The organism is Aquitalea sp. USM4, assembly GCF_004328945.1.
Lineage (GTDB): Bacteria > Pseudomonadota > Gammaproteobacteria > Burkholderiales > Chromobacteriaceae > Aquitalea > Aquitalea pelogenes.
This window is the reverse complement of sequence record NZ_CP029539.1, coordinates 637,261-655,278: the sequence shown is the minus strand read 5'-3', so window position 1 is coordinate 655,278 and position 18,018 is coordinate 637,261. Positions and strand designations below refer to the sequence as shown.

15 protein-coding genes are annotated in these 18,018 nt (G+C 57.6%); 8 read left to right on the top strand and 7 right to left on the bottom strand.

What is annotated here, in order from left to right; genetic code table 11:
• Window positions 1–40: 40 nt before the first annotated feature.
• Genes ccoP through ccoN form a run of 4 tightly spaced genes read right to left on the bottom strand, consistent with a single transcriptional unit; the run spans window position 41 to window position 3,212 of the window.
• The gene (gene ccoP, locus DKK66_RS02985; protein WP_131355427.1) at window positions 41–955 is read right to left on the bottom strand and encodes a cytochrome-c oxidase, cbb3-type subunit III; all 915 of its coding nucleotides are present in this window, start codon (window positions 953–955) and stop codon (window positions 41–43) included.
• Window positions 952–1,146 carry a CcoQ/FixQ family Cbb3-type cytochrome c oxidase assembly chaperone gene (locus DKK66_RS02980; RefSeq protein WP_045845631.1) on the bottom strand — a complete coding sequence of 65 codons (195 nt, stop codon included), beginning with the start codon at window positions 1,144–1,146 and terminating at the stop codon, window positions 952–954. Before DKK66_RS02980 ends, ccoP begins: the two co-directional genes overlap by 4 nt.
• A 3-nt stretch (window positions 1,147–1,149) precedes the next feature.
• The gene (gene ccoO / locus DKK66_RS02975) at window positions 1,150–1,764 is read right to left on the bottom strand and encodes a cytochrome-c oxidase, cbb3-type subunit II (protein WP_045845632.1); all 615 of its coding nucleotides are present in this window, start codon (window positions 1,762–1,764) and stop codon (window positions 1,150–1,152) included.
• Window positions 1,765–1,784: 20 nt separating this feature from the next.
• The gene (gene ccoN / locus DKK66_RS02970; RefSeq protein ID WP_131355424.1) at window positions 1,785–3,212 is read right to left on the bottom strand and encodes a cytochrome-c oxidase, cbb3-type subunit I; all 1,428 of its coding nucleotides are present in this window, start codon (window positions 3,210–3,212) and stop codon (window positions 1,785–1,787) included.
• Window positions 3,213–3,667: 455 nt separating this feature from the next.
• On the opposite strand from ccoN, the gene DKK66_RS02965 reads away from it, so the two are divergent.
• The 8 genes from DKK66_RS02965 to DKK66_RS02930 all read left to right on the top strand — a co-directional run bounded on the left by DKK66_RS02965 (window position 3,668) and on the right by DKK66_RS02930 (window position 14,326).
• Window positions 3,668–5,449: a M61 family metallopeptidase gene (locus DKK66_RS02965; protein ID WP_131355421.1), complete on the top strand. Its 1,782-nt coding sequence runs from the start codon at window positions 3,668–3,670 to the stop codon at window positions 5,447–5,449.
• 121 nt (window positions 5,450–5,570) lie between these two features.
• On the top strand, window positions 5,571–8,195 hold the full coding sequence (gene pepN / locus DKK66_RS02960) for an aminopeptidase N (protein WP_131355418.1): 2,625 nt from the start codon (window positions 5,571–5,573) through the stop codon (window positions 8,193–8,195).
• A gap of 142 nt (window positions 8,196–8,337) precedes the next feature.
• Window positions 8,338–9,261: an alpha/beta fold hydrolase gene (locus DKK66_RS02955; protein ID WP_131355415.1), complete on the top strand. Its 924-nt coding sequence runs from the start codon at window positions 8,338–8,340 to the stop codon at window positions 9,259–9,261.
• Between the two features lie 64 nt (window positions 9,262–9,325).
• Window positions 9,326–9,958, top strand: a complete 633-nt coding sequence (locus DKK66_RS02950; protein WP_131355412.1) for a 2OG-Fe(II) oxygenase — start codon at window positions 9,326–9,328, stop codon at window positions 9,956–9,958.
• Window positions 9,959–10,033: 75 nt separating this feature from the next.
• A complete protein-coding gene (gene aroC, locus DKK66_RS02945) occupies window positions 10,034–11,134 on the top strand; it encodes a chorismate synthase (protein ID WP_045845638.1) in 1,101 nt (366 codons plus the stop codon).
• 48 nt (window positions 11,135–11,182) lie between these two features.
• Complete coding sequence (locus tag DKK66_RS02940) at window positions 11,183–12,607, top strand: EAL and HDOD domain-containing protein (RefSeq protein ID WP_045845639.1); 1,425 nt, start codon at window positions 11,183–11,185, stop codon at window positions 12,605–12,607.
• Between the two features lie 259 nt (window positions 12,608–12,866).
• Window positions 12,867–13,103, top strand: a complete 237-nt coding sequence (locus DKK66_RS02935; RefSeq protein WP_045845640.1) for an acyl carrier protein — start codon at window positions 12,867–12,869, stop codon at window positions 13,101–13,103.
• A complete protein-coding gene (locus DKK66_RS02930; protein ID WP_131355405.1) occupies window positions 13,100–14,326 on the top strand; it encodes a beta-ketoacyl synthase in 1,227 nt (408 codons plus the stop codon). Before DKK66_RS02935 ends, DKK66_RS02930 begins: the two co-directional genes overlap by 4 nt.
• A gap of 58 nt (window positions 14,327–14,384) precedes the next feature.
• Here the strand turns inward: DKK66_RS02930 and alkB are convergent, their stop codons facing one another.
• The 3 genes from alkB to DKK66_RS02915 all read right to left on the bottom strand — a co-directional run bounded on the left by alkB (window position 14,385) and on the right by DKK66_RS02915 (window position 17,301).
• Window positions 14,385–15,032 carry a DNA oxidative demethylase AlkB gene (alkB, locus tag DKK66_RS02925; protein WP_131355402.1) on the bottom strand — a complete coding sequence of 216 codons (648 nt, stop codon included), beginning with the start codon at window positions 15,030–15,032 and terminating at the stop codon, window positions 14,385–14,387.
• Window positions 15,022–16,122: a bifunctional DNA-binding transcriptional regulator/O6-methylguanine-DNA methyltransferase Ada gene (ada, locus tag DKK66_RS02920; RefSeq protein WP_131355399.1), complete on the bottom strand. Its 1,101-nt coding sequence runs from the start codon at window positions 16,120–16,122 to the stop codon at window positions 15,022–15,024. The genes alkB and ada overlap by 11 nt, the downstream gene beginning before the upstream one ends.
• Before the next feature lie 159 nt (window positions 16,123–16,281).
• A complete protein-coding gene (locus DKK66_RS02915; protein WP_131355396.1) occupies window positions 16,282–17,301 on the bottom strand; it encodes a porin in 1,020 nt (339 codons plus the stop codon).
• Window positions 17,302–18,018 lie beyond the last annotated feature (717 nt).

The window sequence follows — 18,018 nt, the reverse complement described above, 5'->3', positions numbered from 1 at the left end:
GCATACTGCCCGCTTGCGCGGGCAGTATGTTGGCTAAGGCTTACTGCGCCTTGGCGTTATTGGACAAGCCCCACACGTAGGCTGCCAGCAGGTGAACCTTGCCGTCGCCCAGGAAGTCCTTCCAGGCCGGCATTTGGTTGTTGCGACCATTAGTGATGGTCTCGATGATGGTCTTTTCAGTACCGCCATACAGCCAGATGTTGTCAGTCAGGTTCGGTGCACCCAGTTGCTGGTTACCCTTGCCGTCCGGACCGTGGCAGGCTGCGCAGATGGTGGTGAAGGTTTCCTTGCCGCGTGCTGCACGTTCGGCATCATGCTTCTTGCCGGACAGCGACATCACGTAGTTGGCAACGTCCTTGACCTTCTCTTCGCCCAGTACCGAACCCCAGGCCGGCATCTGACCATGACGACCACCCTGAATGGTGGTTTCGATGGTTTTCGGATCGCCACCCCACAGCCAGTCGTTGTCGGTCAGGTTCGGGAAGCCCTTGGCACCGCGTGCGTCAGAGCCGTGGCACTGTACGCAGTAGGTCTGGAACAGGCGCTTGCCCATTTCCTGTGCCTTGGGATCGGCAGCAACCTGCTTCAGGTCTTCCTTCAGGTACTTGTCATACAGCGGCTGGTACTTGGCTTCTGCCTGGGCACGTTCTTCCTTGTACTGACCTACGGAAGTCCAGCCACGGATACCTTGCCACTTGCCAAGGCCAGGGTAGAGCACCAGATAGCAGGCACCGAAGATCAGCGTGATGTAGAACATCAGCATCCACCAGCGCGGCAGCGGGTGGTTGTATTCTTCGAGGTCGCCATCCCATACGTGACCCATGGTTTCAACCTGCTCACCCTTCTTGACCGTAGTCTTGGATTGGGTGAACAACAGCAGGGACAGGCCAACAAAACCTGCAACCACGATGGCCGTGATCCAGATGCCCCAGAAATCGCTTACGAAATCACTCATTGTTTTGCTCCGTTAGAAGCCGACTCATGGTTGTCGGCCTCCTGCACCTTGTCGTCGTCGAGAAAGGGCACATTGGCCGCTTCATCGTACCGGTTCTTTGAGCGTCTGCTATAGGCGATGAACAACACCAGAATGAAGAAGGTGAAGCACATCACGGTGAAGGCAGAACGCCCAATCGTTACCCAGTCCATGACTTAGCGAACATTCTTCAGTGCGAGACCCAAGCCCTGCAGATATGCAATCAGGGCATCCATTTCCGACTTGCCTTCCACCTGAGCCTTGGCTTCGGCGATATCCTTGTCGGTATAGGGAACACCTACAGCGCGCAGGGCTTCCATTTTCTTCGGCATGATTTCGGCATCGGCCAGGTTCTTCGACAGCCACGGGAAAGCAGGCATGTTGGATTCCGGAACCACGTCACGCGGATTGGTCAGGTGGACACGGTGCCATTCGTCGGAATAACGACCGCCTACACGGGCCAGGTCCGGACCGGTACGCTTGGAACCCCACTGGAAGGGATGGTCGTAAACCGACTCACCCGCAACGGAGTAGTGACCATAACGCTCGGTTTCTGCGCGGAACGGACGAATCATCTGGGAGTGGCAGTTGTAGCAGCCTTCACGGATGTAAATGTCGCGACCAGCCAGTTGCAGCGCGGTATAGGGCTTGACGCCGGCAACAGGCTGCGTGGTGGACTTCTGGAATGCCAGCGGCAGGATTTCCACCAGGCCGGCAAAGCTGATCACGATCAGGGTGAACACGATGAGGTAACCCACGTGCTCTTCAATCAGTTTCTGGATCTTTTCCATGTTCTTCTACCTTTATCCGCTTAAGCGTGAGCCGATGCGTTGACAGCCGGGATCTTGGCGTCAACAGCCTTGCCACTGGCAACGGTGCGGAAGGTGTTGTAAGCCATCAGCAGCATACCGGTCAGGTACAGCGTACCACCCAGGAAACGCACGAAGTGGTAGGGGTAGGTTGCTTTCACGGCTTCCACAAAGGCATAAGTCAGGGTGCCGTCGGCATTCAGGGCACGCCACATCAGGCCCTGGGTCACACCGGAGATCCACAGTGCGGCGATGTACAGAACCACACCAACAGTAGCCAGCCAGAAGTGAGCTTCGATCAGCTTGGTGCTGTGCATGGACTCACGGCCGAACAGGCGCGGCAGCAGGTAGTACATGGAACCGATGGTGATGAAGCCAACCCAGCCCAGAGCACCGGAGTGCACGTGACCGATGGTCCAGTCAGTGTAGTGCGACAGGGCATTCACGGACTTGATGGACATCATCGGGCCTTCGAAGGTGGACATACCGTAGAAGGACAGGGAAACCACCAGGAACTTCAGAACCGGGTCGGTACGCAGTTTGTGCCATGCGCCGGACAGGGTCATGATGCCGTTGATCATGCCGCCCCAGCTCGGAGCCAGCAGCACCAGCGAGAACACCATACCCAGCGACTGGGTCCAGTCAGGCAGGGCAGTGTAGTGCAGGTGGTGAGGACCAGCCCACATATAGGTGAAGATCAGGGCCCAGAAGTGAACTACCGACAGGCGATAGGAGTAAACCGGACGACCTGCTTGCTTCGGCACGAAGTAGTACATCATGCCCAGGAAGGCGGCGGTCAGGAAGAAGCCCACGGCATTGTGGCCATACCACCATTGCACCATGGCATCCACGGCACCGGCGTACACGGAGTAGGACTTGGTCAGGGAAACCGGTACAAAGGCGCTGTTGACGATGTGCAGCAGGGCAACTGCCAGGATGAACGCACCGTAGAACCAGTTGGCTACATAGATGTGTTTAACCTTGCGGATGGCGATGGTGCCGAAGAACACGATGGCATATACCACCCAGGTCACGGCGATCATCAGCTTGATCGGCCATTCCAGTTCGGCGTATTCCTTGCCGAAGGTGTAACCCAAGGGCAGGGTGATGGCCGCGAGGACAATGATCAGCTGCCACATCCAGAAGGTGAAGGCGGCCAACTTGTCCGAAATGAGTCGTACGTTACAGGTGCGCTGCACGACGTAGTAAGAGGTGGCAAACAGGCCGCTGCCGCCAAAGGCAAAAATCACGGCGTTGGTGTGCAGCGGGCGCAAGCGGCCAAAGTGGAACCAGGGCCCAAAATTGAGCTCCGGCCACACCAATTGGGCCGCAATGATGACGCCCACCAGCATGCCTACAATGCCCCATACTACGGTCATGATGGCAAACTGGCGCACCACCTTATAGTTATAAGTGGATTGCGTTTCCATTTAGGGTTTTCTCCAAGGTTGCTAACTTAGAACGTGACAAACCGTGGCGACTTGATTTCCTGCCCGCTGCCCCAAACTGAAATGAGCAGGAAAAGCCGCTGAGGAACCTGAGCAATTTCAGACTAGCAAAGTGTTTGACCCGTGTTGACAATGTTCTGCCAGAAACCTGGCAAAGCGTGGTCAGACACACACTTTTTCCCCATTTATTCAGCAGGGATTCTAAAGCAAATACCCATGACGGGCCAGTTGATTAGTATGCCTGCGGGATTTTTACGTCCACCATTTTCTTGATTTCAAGCGAGCTGGCAGCAAGCTATTAACCTGATGCCGCTTACTGGGGATTATATTGTCATGCCTGTCCAAGCCCTTGACTTAAGTCAAATCGTGATCGGCAGCCCCCCTGTTGCGACGCGGGTGCTAGAATCTGCCGTTTTCTATCCTTTCCTGGGCAGATCATGACCAAAGCCGTCCGTTACTCCATTCGTCCGTGCTCGCCGGAAACCCATTGTTTCGAAATTACGCTGCAGCTTGACAAGCCGGCCAGCGGCGGACAGGTGTTTTCCTTGCCTGCCTGGATTCCGGGTAGTTATCTGATCCGAGAGTTTTCCCGCCATATTGTCAGTATTCAAGCCAGTAGCGCTGGTAAAAGTGTTGGGCTGCGCAAGCTGGACAAACACAGCTGGCAGGCGGACCCGGTAAGCAGCAGCCTGACACTGGTCTACCAGGTGTATGCCTATGACCTGTCGGTGCGTGGTGCATACCTGGATGACTCACGCGGTTTCTTCAATGCCAGCAGTGTGTTCCTGTCCGTTGCCGGCCGTGAGCATGAGGCATGCGAGGTGGAAATCCGGCCTGCCAAGGGCAAGGCCCATGCGGACTGGAAGGTGGCGACTGCCTTGCCCGCGGTGAAGGTGAAGAAAAGCGGCTTCGGGCTGTACCGTGCCGCGAACTACGACGAATTGCTGGACCATCCGGTAGAGCTGGGCGATTTCCATACGGTGAGCTTCAAGGCTTGCGGTGTGCCGCATCAGTTTGTGGTGTCAGGACGATTCCGTGGCGACTTGAAGCGCCTGGCGCGTGATACCAAGAAAATCTGCGAATACCAGATCCGCCTGTTCGGCACGCCAGCACCGTTCGAGCGTTATGTATTCATGCTTTATGTGGGCAAGGACATCTACGGAGGGCTGGAGCACCGGGCATCCACGGCGCTGGTGGCCAATCGTGATGATTTGCCAGCCTTCGACCAAACCGAAATCTCCGACGGTTATCTGAAACTGTTGGGTCTGATCAGTCATGAGTATTTCCACAGCTGGAATGTGAAGCGTATCAAGCCGGCTGCCTTCAGCCCCTATGACTTGCGCAGTGAAGGCTATACCCGTTTGCTGTGGGCGTTCGAGGGTATTACTTCCTATTATGATGACCTGACCCTGTTGCGTTGCGGGCTGATTGACAGCAAACGCTATCTTGGCCTGCTGGCTCAGACCATCAGCGGCGTGCAGCGCGGTGCAGGCCGGTTGAAGCAAACGCTGGAAGAGTCCAGCTTTGATGCCTGGATCAAATACTACCGGCAAGACGAAAACAGTCCGAACAGCATTGTCAGCTATTACACCAAGGGCGCGCTGGCTGCCCTGGCGCTGGACCTGACCCTGCGTGAGCGTAGCCAGGGGGTGACGACGCTGGACGACATCATGCGTGCCTTGTGGACAAAATGGCTGGCAGACGGCAAGGGACTGGCCGAGCAGGAATGGGAAGAAATCGCCCAGCAGGTGGCTGGTTTCTCCTTGCAGGACTTCTTCGATCAGGCGCTGCGCTCCACCACTGATCTGCCCCTGCCGCAGCTGTTTTTGTCCCAGGGGGTAGACATGAACTGGGACTACGCGGATCATGCCGGCGATGCCGGTGGCATCGGCCTGCCGGCGCCGCAGCGCAAACCCAAAGCCAGCCTGGGGGTGAAGACACAAGCGGACCCGGCAGGTTTGCGCCTGACCCATGTTTACGATGGCGGCGCAGCGCAAGAGGCTGGACTTGCCGGCGGGGATATTCTGCTGGCGGTGGATGGGCTGAAGGCAAGCGACCTGGACAAGATGCTCAGCCGTTATCGTGTGGGGGAGAGCATCACCCTGCATGTGTTCCGGCGCGATGAACTTCTGGTGCGTGAAGTATGTCTGCAAGCCCAGCCGCAGACGACCTGCCGTTTGCAACTGCAGGAAAAGACTGGTCCGTGGCCACAGGGCTGAGTGCCATGGTGCGACGGACATGATGGTTCAAACAGTAAAGCGAATCTGGGTGGCGATCCTGCCCGGTTCATGACTCAGACCGGCACCAACCGGCAACGACCTGAAAATTAGAGAGAAGAACATGGCGCAGCAGCCTCAAGTGAACTATCTGAAAGACTATGCCGTCCCGGCCTATCTGGTGGACCGGGTGGATTTGAAGTTCGATATAGAGGAAGCGCAAACGCGAGTCCATTCGCGACTGGTGATCAAGCGTAACCAGCAATCTGCTGCGCCAGCCGATCTGTGGCTGGACGGAACGGCCACCTTGCGATCGGTCACGCTCGATGGTGAGCGCCTGTCTGCCGATGCCTACCAGTTGAACGCAGAAGGCTTGCTGATTCCCGGCGTACCCGACAGCTTCATCCTGGAGCTGGAAACCGAACTCGACCCTGCCTCCAATACCAGCCTGATGGGCCTGTATGCGTCCAATGGCAATCTGTTCACCCAGTGCGAACCGGAAGGTTTCCGCAAGATTACCTTCTACATGGACCGTCCGGACGTGATGGCCAAGTTCACCACCACCATTGTGGCCGACAAGCAGAAATATCCCGTGCTGCTGTCCAATGGCAACAAGGTGGGCGAGGGCATGCTGGACAAAAAGCGTCACTGGGTGAAGTGGGTGGACCCCTACCGCAAGCCTTCCTACCTGTTTGCACTGGTCGCGGGCAAGCTGGTGGCTGCGCGTGACAAGTTCACCACCGTGCGTGGCCGGGAAGTGACGCTGGAAATCTGGACCGAACCTGCGGATCAGGACAAGGTTGCCTTCGGCATGGGTGCCGTCAAGCGGGCGATGAAATGGGATGAGCAGCGTTTCGGGCTGGAATACGACCTGGACATCTACATGATCGTGGCGGTCAGCGACTTCAATATGGGGGCCATGGAAAACAAGGGCCTCAATATTTTCAATACCTCGGCCGTGCTGGCGCGCAAGGACACCCGTACCGATGCTGAATTCCAGCGCGTGGAAGCCATCATCGCGCACGAGTATTTCCATAACTGGACCGGCAACCGCGTGACCTGCCGCGACTGGTTCCAGCTCTCGCTCAAGGAAGGGCTCACCGTATTCCGTGATCAGGAGTTCAGCTCCGATCTGGGCAGCCGTGCCGTCAAGCGCATTGACGATGTCAAAAGCTTGCGTGCCTTGCAATTCCCGGAAGATGCCGGCCCGACCGCGCACCCGATTCGCCCCGATTCCTACATCGAGATGAACAATTTCTACACCATGACGGTGTATGAAAAAGGGGCAGAAGTCGTCCGCATGTATCACACCCTGCTGGGCGAAGAAGGCTTCCGCAAGGGCATGGATCTGTACTTCAAGCGCCACGATGGCCAGGCGGTGACCTGCGACGACTTCCGTGCCGCCATGGCCGACGCCAACGGGGTGGATCTGGAGCAGTTTGCCTTGTGGTACAGCCAGGCCGGAACCCCGCTGCTGCAAGTCAGCAGCGCTTACGATGCCGCCGCGCAGCGCTATGCCCTTACGGTCAAGCAGTCCTGCCGCATTGTGGCTGGCCAGCCTGCACCGCAAGCCCTGCACATCCCGCTGGCCCTGGGCCTGGTGGGAGCGAATGGCCAGGATCTGCCGCTCCAGCTTGAAGGTGAGGATGAGGCGCGTCCCGGAACGCGCGTGCTGGATGTCAAACAGGACGAGCAAACCTTTGTTTTCATCAATGTGCCGGAAGAGCCGGTGCCGTCCCTGCTGCGCGGTTTTTCCGCCCCGGTGAAGCTGGAATACGACTGGCGTGACGATCAGCTTGCCTTCCTGATGGCCAACGACAGCGACAGCTTCTGCCGTTGGGAAGCGGGCCAGACCCTGGCCGAGCGGCTGTTCCGCCAGTTGATTGCAGCCCAGGCTGCCGGGCGGGCGCTGGTGCTGCCGGAAACCTTTGTTGCCGCCTTCCGCGCCGTGCTGAAGGATCACGCGGCTGACCCGGCCTTGCGCGCCCTGATGCTCGGCCTGCCGTCGGAAGCGGAAATCCTGGAAATGGTGGATGTCGCCGACCCTGCCGTCATCCATCAGGTGCGTGACTTTGTGCTGGACCAGTTGGCAGAAGCATTGCGTGGTGAATGGCACGAGGCCTACCAGTTGAACCAGACCCGTGAGTACAAGCCCGAAGATGCCGGCAAGCGTGACCTGAAAAACCGCGCCTTGCAGATGCTGACCCGGCTGAACGTGGCCTGGCCGGCGGAAGCGGCGCGCAAGCAGGTACTGGAGGCGGACAATATGTCCGACCAGATGGGGGCCATGCTGGCCTTGCGCGACCATGACGGCGAAGAGAGGGACGAGTGCTATACCGCCTTTGCCGCCCGCTGGCAGCGCGATGCACTGGTCATGGACAAGTTCTTCATGCTGGTGGCGTCCAGCCAGCTGGAAGGTACGCTCAGTCATGTGCGTGCCGCCATGGAGCACCCGGCATTCAGCCTGAAAAACCCCAACAAGGCGCGCGCCCTGATTGCCACCTTCGGCAACAATATGGCGCACTTCCATGCACAAGACGGTAGTGGCTATCGCTTCCTGGCGGATCAGGTACTGGCGCTGGATGCCATCAACCCGCAAGTGGCCAGCCGCATCGTCCGTGCTTTCAACCGCTGGAAGAAGCTGGAGCCGGTACGCCAGGCACTGATGAAGGCTGAGCTGGAGCGCATGCTGGCCAGCCCGCTGTCCAAGGATGTCTACGAAATTGTCTACAAGAACCTGAATGCCTGAAGCGGCTGATGGTTGTTGACAGACATGCAGCAAAAGGGTCGCGCAAGCGGCCCTTTTTCATTTTCAGCAGGCAGGGATATTGACCTGTGAGGTGCTTGTTTGGATCATACGACTGTTTGACTTTATTCTGGCCAGGATGGCGATGACGGAAATCACACAGCAAGATCACTACCTGACGCTGGACGATGGTGAACAGTTATACATGCGGCGCATTTCCCGGGCAGGCAAGGGAGAGCCGGTGTTGCTGATTCATGGCGTCATGGCCAATGGCCGTATTTTTTACAGCGACAAGGGCAGGGGGCTGGCGCCGTTTCTGGCGGCGGCGGGCTATGACGTGTTCGTTGCCGACCTGCGTGGCCGTGGCCGCAGCACGCCCAAAATCAATGCGGCCAGCCGGCATGGCCAAACAGAAATCATCTGCCGCGACCTGCCAGCCTTGCAGGCCGCCATCCGCAGTATCAAGGGCGATGTCGCCGTGCACTGGATGGCGCACTCCTGGGGTGGTGTGCACATGAGCAGCTGTCTGTTGCGCCATCCACGTTTGTGCTCACAGGTTGCATCGCTGGTGTACTTCGGCAGCAAGCGCAGTATTGCCGTGCGCAACTGGCGCAAATGGCTGGAGGTGGATCTGGTGTGGAATATACTGGCGCGCTGGATCATCCGCGCGGTGGGCTATCTGCCTGCTGCCCGTCTGGGGCTGGGGGCCGATGACGAAACCGAAAAGAGCCATCGGCAAAGCAAGCGCTGGGCACAACAGCGCCCCTGGATTGATAGTGACGATGGGTTTGATTATGGCGCTGCCGCACGCCACGTCTCCTTGCCACCTGCCCTGTACTTTGCTGCGCACAACGATCCTTGCCGCGGCCATCCCGACGATGTTCGCCGCTTCCGTGCCGAGTCTGGTCCGCATTTGTCGCGCTTCAGGCTGCTGGCGCGCTCCACCGGGCATTGGCATGACTACGATCATGTGTCTTTGCTCACCCATCCGGACGCACCGGCCGATCACTTTCCGCTGGTGCTGGAATGGCTGGCTGGCCGCCATGATCAGGTAATCGACCACAACTGATGAAGATCATTCCACTTGTCAAGACGCTGTGGTAGAACAGCGCGCTCTAGTGGAGAATGTGTGCATGAATCAAGAATCAGTGATCGAAGCAGGCAAGCTGGATACCATGATCGACCAGCTGGCCGAACACGGCTGGGTGGTGGATCACACCCTGTTCAGCCGCGAGGCCATCAAACAGTTACAACAATGCTGCCTGGAGCAATGGCAAGCCGGCAGCTTTCATGAGGCCGCGGTGGGGCGGGGCGACCAGCAAGGACGGCGCAGCGAAATTCGCTCGGACTCGGTGCTGTGGCTGGAGTCCGCTGATGCCGCACCCGCCATCCGGCATTATTTTTTCACGCTGGATCAGGTGCGTCAGGCCGTCAATCAGGCCTTCTATATGGGACTGGAGGACCTGGAATCCCATTTCGCCGTCTATCCGCCCGGCAGCTTTTACAAGAAGCATCTGGATCGATTCCGCGACGATGATGCCCGCGCCCTGACTGTCGTGCTGTACCTGAACGAAGACTGGCCGGATGATGCCGGTGGGCAAATCCGGCTTTATCTGGACGATGCATGCAGCCAGTCGCTGGACATTGCGCCCACTGCCGGCACGCTGGTGTTGTTCCTGTCTGACCGTTTCTGGCATGAAGTCCTCCCGGCCACCCAACAACGCTTGTCGGTGACCGGATGGTTCCGCCGCAGGCCGCGGATATAAGCCTGACCATCTTGCTGTGGTATTGCCGTGCTAGAATCAGCCAAAACCGGATGAAATGACAAGGGACGAATCAAGATGTCAGGCAACACCATGGGGCTGCTGTTTACTGTTACCTCTTTTGGCGAGAGCCACGGACCAGCCATTGGCTGTGTGGTGGATGGCTGCCCGCCCGGCCTGGCTATCAGCGCCGAGGAAATCCAGCTGGAGCTGGACCGCCGTAAACCGGGTACCAGCCGTCATGTCACCCAGCGACGCGAGCCCGATACCGTTGAAATCCTCTCTGGTGTGTTTGAGGGCAAGACCACCGGCACACCGATTGCCTTGCTGATTCGCAATACCGACCAGCGCTCCAAGGACTACGGCAATATCGCGGAAACCTTCCGTCCCGGGCATGCCGACTATACTTACTGGCATAAATACGGCGTGCGCGACCCGCGCGGCGGTGGTCGCTCCAGCGCCCGGGAAACCGCGGTGCGCGTCGCTGCCGGTGCCATTGCCAAGAAATGGCTGAAAGAGCGTTACGGTGTGGTGGTGCGCGGCCACATGACCCAGATCGGCGAAGTGGACATTCCGTTCCAGAGCTGGGATGTGGTCAACAACAATCCTTTCTTCGCTGCGGATGAAAGCGTGGTGCCGCAGCTGGAAAACTATATGGACAGCATACGCAAGAGCCTGGATTCGGTAGGGGCACGCTTGCGGGTGGTGGCCGAGAATGTTCCTGTCGGCTGGGGTGAGCCGGTGTTCGATCGACTGGATGCCGATATTGCCTATGCCATGATGAACATCAATGCGGTCAAGGGCGTTGAAATCGGTGCCGGTTTTGGCTGCGTCACCCAGCGTGGTAGCGAGCACGGTGATGAATTGACACCGCAAGGCTTTGCCAGCAATCACGCTGGTGGCATTCTGGGTGGCATTTCCACCGGGCAGGATATCGAAGTATCCATTGCCATCAAGCCGACATCCTCCATTGCCCAGCCGCGCCGTTCCATCGACAAGCAAGGCAATCCGATACTGATGGAAACCCATGGTCGTCACGACCCCTGCGTCGGCATTCGGGCCACGCCTATCGCCGAAGCCATGCTGGCCTTGGTGCTGATGGATCATGCCTTGCGCCATCGTGCCCAATGTGGCGATGTGGTAGTGGATACCCCGAAAATTCCGGGGCGGATCAGCTAAACTGGGATAAAGCCTGTCTGACAGCCTGGCACCAAGAGAGAGCACACCATGTTGAAGAACCTGATTGGCGGTTTGGCCGGTCGACTGAAAAAAAACGAAGACAGTCCCGACGACGAGATTGCTGCTGTCGAAAAAGAGCTGGAAGCCTCGCCGGTCAAGCCCAGCGCTGAGCCGGAACTGATCGAACAGCTGCCTCCCACTCTCGGTTTTGTCACGCACCAGCCGGTGATGGACCGTCAGCATCGTGTGGTGGCTTACGAGTTTTTCGTCAAGTCCGGGGCCGCAGCCAAAGGGGGCAAGCAGCAGGATTTCGACCGCCTGATGCTGACCACCCTGCAGAATATGGAAGTATTCCGCCTGCTGGCCTATCGTCGCGCCCTGGTACACATCTCCATCAGCTCGCTGACCGAGCCCTTGTTGTTGCAGATGCCCGCCAAGAGCGTGATTTTCGTGCTGGAGCCGGATCCGGGTCAGGCAGTGACAGTCGAGGTGATGCCGATTCTGGACGACCTGCGCAGCAAGGGCCTGCGCTTTGCCGTGGAGCCGGCTGCCTTTGACAGCCAGGTACTGGCGGAGCGCTTGCAACCGGAACTGTTCAACCGCATGGATTTCATGCTGCTGGACTTCGCCGCACCGTCCACCAGGGTGCTGGCACCCATTCTGGACCAGTTGCCGCGTCGCTACCCCAACGCCCGCTGGATGGCCCGCAATGTCGGTACCGCCGAGGATCTGGACATCTGCTTGCGCGCACCGGGCAGTAACCGTTTCGCCCTGTTCCATGGTCCGTTCATCGCCACGGTTCGCAGCCTGGAAAGCGGCAAGGTGGATAGCAACCAGACCCGTGTGCTGCAAATCATGCGCATGCTGCGTGCCAATGCCGAACCGCGCGAACTGGAGGCCCAGTTCAAGCTGGATTCGGTGCTGTTGTTCAAGCTGCTGCGTTTCATCAACTCCCCGGTGAACGGTCTGGCCCGCAAGGTACAAACCATCGAGGAAACCCTGTTGCTGCTGGGCAGGGAAACGCTGTTCAAATGGCTGTCCATGCTGTTGTTCACCGCCAAGAAGGAAGATGGAACAGCGCTGGCATTGCTGGAAAAATCGCTGATCCGTGCCCGTTTTCTGGAACGGCTGGGGGCCTATCGTGGCAACAAGCTGGAGGCCGAGCACCTGTTCCTGACCGGGATGTTCTCCTTGCTGGATGTACTGCTGAACCAACCCTTCCCGGATGTGCTGGATCCCTTGGAGTTGCCTCCCACGGTGCGGGACGCCGTGGTGGAAAACAAGGGCATGTTCAGCCCCTATCTGGCCCTGGCACTGGCCTGCGAACAAGGTGATGACCAGCGTATCAATGCCCTGTGCAAGGTGTTGAATTTCGAGGTGGAACATACCTGCCGCTACTACATCGACTCAGTGGTATGGGCGCAGGAGGTGCTGCGCGAAAGCGATGTGCACAATGATGTGGAAGCCGTCTGAGTCTTAAACAGCCAGGCGGTGAGCAAGCCAGCATTCCTTGCTGGCTTTTTTCATGGTCGTGTAAATTTCTGTAATTCGCTTATAGTAGCGTCTTGTGATGACGGGAAGCGCGTGGCAGACGGTTCTTGTCAACAACTGGCATAAAACTAGACAACAAACACCATAAATTTCCATCGGACTGCGGCATACAATGGCGTTCGACAGAAAATATAACCCCAAGTGCAGCCCAGATGCCGGGCGGTGCGGGCAAGGCAATGTGATGAACACTATTGAGCAGATCAAGCAGTTGATTGTGGAAAAGTTCGGCGTGAAAGCCGAAGAAATTCAGGCCGAACGTGCGCTGAGTGAATACGGCCTGGACTCTCTCGGACAAATTGAATTGCTGTTTGCGATTGAAGAACATTTCTCGGTCTCCATTCCTGAAGAAGAGGCGCATGTCGCCAACCTGCAGGAACTGGCCGACCTGGTAGACCGCTACAAGAGTACCGCCCAATGACGCAGGCGGTAGCCATCACCGGTATTGGCCTGATTTCGCCGCTGGGCAATCAGCTTGATCTGGTCTTTGACAAGCTGATGTCGGGGACCTCAGGCATTCGCCGGTGGGAAGCGGAACAAACCGGGTGCAAGCCTGCGGTGGTTGGTGCGGTGGATTTTGATCCGGCCAACTGGTTTACCCGCCTGCAGCTCTCCGGTGTGGACCGGGTCAGCCAGATGGCGGTGGCCGCAGCCACCCAGGCGCTGGATGATGCCGCCTTGCAATTGCCGGAAGACAAGGAGCAGGTTGGTGTCTATGTCGGTTGTGCCATGGGTGGCAGTACTGCCCTGGACAAGGGCTTCCAGAACTTCTACCAGACCCATACCCGCGTATCCCCTCTGTCGGTGATTGCCAGCATGGCCAATGCGCCAGCCGGGCATATCAGCATGCGCTTTGGCATTACCGGCCCTGCGGTAAACTATTCGGTCGCTTGTGCTTCCTCTGCCATTGCGCTGGGTGAAGCCATGCGTGCCATTCGCCATGGCGAAATCCGTCAGGCCATTGCCGGTGGTGCTGAAGCCATGTTGCTGCCCGGCATCATCAATGGCTGGCAGTCCATGCAGGTGCTGGCCAATCCGGATGGAGAACACCCCGAGCAGGCCTGCCGTCCCTATGACAAGACGCGCAGTGGGCTGGTACTGGCTGAAGGCGCTGCCTTTCTGGTGCTGGAGCGGCTGGATGAAGCAGTCGCGCGCGGTGCACGCATTTATGCCACGCTGGATGGCTATGCCTGCCGCAGTGATGCCACGCACATCACCAAGCCGGATGTCGCCGGGCAGGTGCGCACCATGCGTGCTGCGCTGGCAGATGCCGGCCTTGCGCCGGAGGCCATCGGCTACTGCAACAGCCACGGTACGGCCACCCAAGTGGGGGACGTGGTGGAATGCGAAGCCCTGCAGTCCATCTGGGGTGAGAACACGCCGGGCCTGCGCGTGAGTGCCACCAAGTCCATGCATGGACACTTGCTGGGTGCCACCGGCGGGCTGGAAACCGCCATCACCGCGCTGGCCTTGTACCATCGCCAAATTCCGCCGACTGCACATTGTCAGCAACTGGATGAAAACTGCCGGGTGCAACATGTGCTGGGCCGTGGTGTGGAAGCACCACAGCTGTCCGCCGCCATCAGCAACTCGTTTGCTTTCGGTGGCAGCAATGCCAGCCTGGTATTGCGTCGCCATCAGTAATGGCTGTACCCATCTTGTCAAAGCCCGCTTCGGCGGGCTTTTTCATTGATGTCCCGGCTCATGCACGGCGAAAGGTCAGGCTGATGCGTCGTTTACCGAGCAAGGCATGCTCTCCATCCGCCAGGGGCATGATGCCGTGGAAACACAAACGTGCAGGCCCGCCAAAAACCAGTACATCGCCATGTTGTAGCAACAGTTTACGGTAGGGGTCTTTCCGTTGCAGGCCGCCCAGCATGAAGCGGGCTGGCAAGCCAAGTGACAAGGTAAGGATGGGGTGCGCGAAGTCGCGTTCATCCCGGTCCTGATGCAAGGACATCTTGCTACCTGCCTGATAGCAGTTGATCAGACAGGCATTGCTGACAAAGTTGTCAAATCCGGCTGCGGCTGCCCAGATGCGGGCCAGTTCCTGCAAAACCTCCGGCATGGCGGGCCATGGCCGGCCGCTTTGCGGGTCCAGCCTGCTGTAGCGATAACCATGGCGATCGCTGACCCAGCCCAATTCACCGCAATTACTCATCGCCACCGACATGGTGTGTCCACCCGGTGTTTGCATCTGCCGCAAGGGTGCTTGCCGCAAGACGTCTTCCACGGCCTGCCAGATGGCGGACATCATGGAATTGGCCTGCCCGGAAAGCAGGCAGACGCCTTCTGCCAACTGCTGTTGTGAGGGGAACAGGCTGGCATCACCAAACAGATCAGTCTGCATTGTCCCTTCCTTCTGTGGCATCGCGTTCGCGCTGCAATAATGACTGCTTACGTTCCAGACCCCAACGATAGCCGGACAAGCTGCCATCCTGGCGAATCACCCGGTGGCAGGGAATGGCCACAGCCAGCGTATTGGCCGCACAAGCCCGCGCCACGGCACGCACGGCGGATGGCTGGCCAATCCTGGCGGCCAGTTCGGCATAGCTCATGGTCTGGCCCGGAGGGATATCACGTAAGGCTTGCCACACGCGCTGCTGGAAAGCAGTACCGCGAATGTCCAGGGGCAAGTCCAGGCCCAGCTGTGGTTGGTCGATCAGGCTGATCACGGCAGCCATCTGCTGTTCGAATGCCTGTTCGTCACCGCGCAAGTCGGCCTTGGGAAACTGATCCTGCAATTGCTTCAGCAATAACGCCGGATCATCCCCCAGCAAAATGGCACAAATACCCAGCTGGCTTTGCGCCAACAGAATGGCCCCCAGGCTGCACTGGGCAATGGCAAAGTGGATGATGCTACGCGGCGCGCCCGCCCGGCGTTCGCTGGCGGTCATGCCCAGCCTTTGATTGGCCTGTGCATAAAAGCGGCTGCTGGACTGATAGCCGGCATCAAGAATGGCATGGGTGATGGTGCGAGCATTTGGCAGCTGCTGTTGCAGGCGCTCATGTCGCAAGGCCGTGGCGTAGGCATGGGGCGTCAGGCCGGTAATGCGCTTGAACAGGCGATGAAAGTGAAACGGACTGATGCCGGCTCTCTTTGCCAGCTGCTGCAGGGTGGGCGTTTCCTCTGCCTGTGCCAGGTAGTGGCAAGCGGAGGTAATGATGTCCGCCTGACGCTGGGACAGACTGGTTTCATCCGGTGTGCAGCGCAGGCAGGCGCGGTAGCCTGCTGCTCTTGCATCCTCCCCGTTGGCAAAAAACAGCACGTTTTCCCGTTTGGGCAAGCGTGAAGGGCAAGTAGCCCGGCAGTAAATACCGGTTGTCCGCACAGCATAGACAAACTGTCCGTCAGCCTGCGGGTTGCGTGTCATCACATCTTGCCAACGCGCATCCGTCAGCTCATCCGGTAGCTCTGGTGAGGAAGAAGTGGAGGCCATGGTCTGTTACTCCGGGTGTGGAATGAAGGAACAATAAGCACAATCGATTGCGCTGACACCCGCTTACTTGCGCTCAAATTCTAGCAGACCAGGCCAACTGCAAAAAAATAAGCCTGCACGATGGCAGGCTTGAGAAGGATCAACTGACTTGCGAAGGGCTTAGAAACTCTTGGACAGACCGATCAGCTCGCCATTACGGGCGCTGCCACCGGCTTGCGGCTTGTCATGCGACAGCTCGATGTAAGCCATGGTGTGCTTGCTCAGGTTGTAATGCACCAGCAGGTTGACGTACTTCTCCGTGCCTTGCACCAGCGCCGGAGAATTGTCCTTGCGTACCCCGGTTTGCAGGCCCAGCTGGGTATTGCCGATGGTGTAATAGGCATACAGCGAGGTGGCGTTGATCACGCTGTCATCGGCCAGCTTGTTACGTTGATATTCCACTGCCAGTTCCAGCGCATCAATCGGCTTGTAGTTGGCGGTCAGGTGCAGCTGGCGATTGCTACCCAGCTGGCTGGTGTTGTTGGCGTTGCTGTTGGTGGTGTTGCTGGAGGCGCCATAGTTGGCAGAAACCGTCCAGTTGCTGCCGCTGAAACCGGCCAGCACGGAGTAGCGATTGGTGCCGCTATTGCTGGTGGTCTTGTTTTCATCGGTGGAGAACTGCACGCCACCATAGAAGCCGCCCAGATTGCCCGGCAGGTCGTAACGGACCATGTTGTTGCCGGTTACGCCGCCATACCAGCCCAAGTGGTTGTCCGGGCCAGCCCATACGCTGTAATCGAACTTGCCGTCTTCCACGTTGCCGGTACCCTTGCCGGCACGGATCATACCGAAGCTACCCTTCAGGCCAACAAAGCTGTCGTCGCTGGCAAAGGTGTTGGCTTGTTTGCCCATTTCATCGTAGCCGCTACCGGTCGGCGAGAAACGGTTGTTCACCTGGAAGATGGCGCTCAGGCCATTGCCGAGGTTTTCTTCACCATTGAAGTTGATCTGACCACGACCGGCCACATTGGTGGTGGAAACGGCAGCCGGGTTGGTGGTGTAACCCCAGGAACTGTTTGCTGCACCGTTGTATTGCAGAACGCCGGCACGGACAAAACCGGAAATGGTTACGCCTTCATCAGCATGGGCATAACCGGCGCAGGCAGCCAGTACGGCCAGAGCAATGTATTTGTTTTGCATCTTGTCTATCTCCAATTGTCTCGCTTTGTTGTTTTGCTACTTAAGTTTGCGCTGGCAACCGGCGTTTCTTTCCCGACTTGTCCACCGCAAAAGCAGGGACATTGTTAATTTCTGTGACATTTACGGTCAAACGCATTTTATGTAGTGTTTTCACTACATATTGACACTGATGTATGTAGTAATTTAGCTACATTAAATTTGGGTTATTTCTGACGATTTGTACGTATTTATTACTAGGAAATTTCATAAATTTTATCAGTTAAGCACTTATTCACTGTCGTTGGTAATCTGCAACAAAGTGGCATGATGTGTCGCATTTGTGGGCTTTATTGAATTTATGCTGCATATGCACAAAATTGTTTGCAATTTAATATTATGTATTTGTGAATAATTTTTAGTCTTTGAAATGGGTTTTGCTTACTAATTGGCAGTTGTGGTGGACCCATTCACCGCAATCGGGCTGATTTTTCACAGTTTTGATGCAGGAATATGGCAGTCATGCGAAACGGTTAGAAAATCTGCACGATATTGGTGCGATGCAGCAAAATTAAGACTGATGCTTCATTCTGGAAGGTCTGCGCAATAAAATTGCGCCTGAGGGCAGGATTAGGTCATGGCTTGCAATGGCAGGAGAAAACCAATGCCGGGCACTTGCCAGTAGCTGACAGGGAAGGTTTGCCATCAGGATGGCATCTACGGTATCGCAGGGGCAGGGTG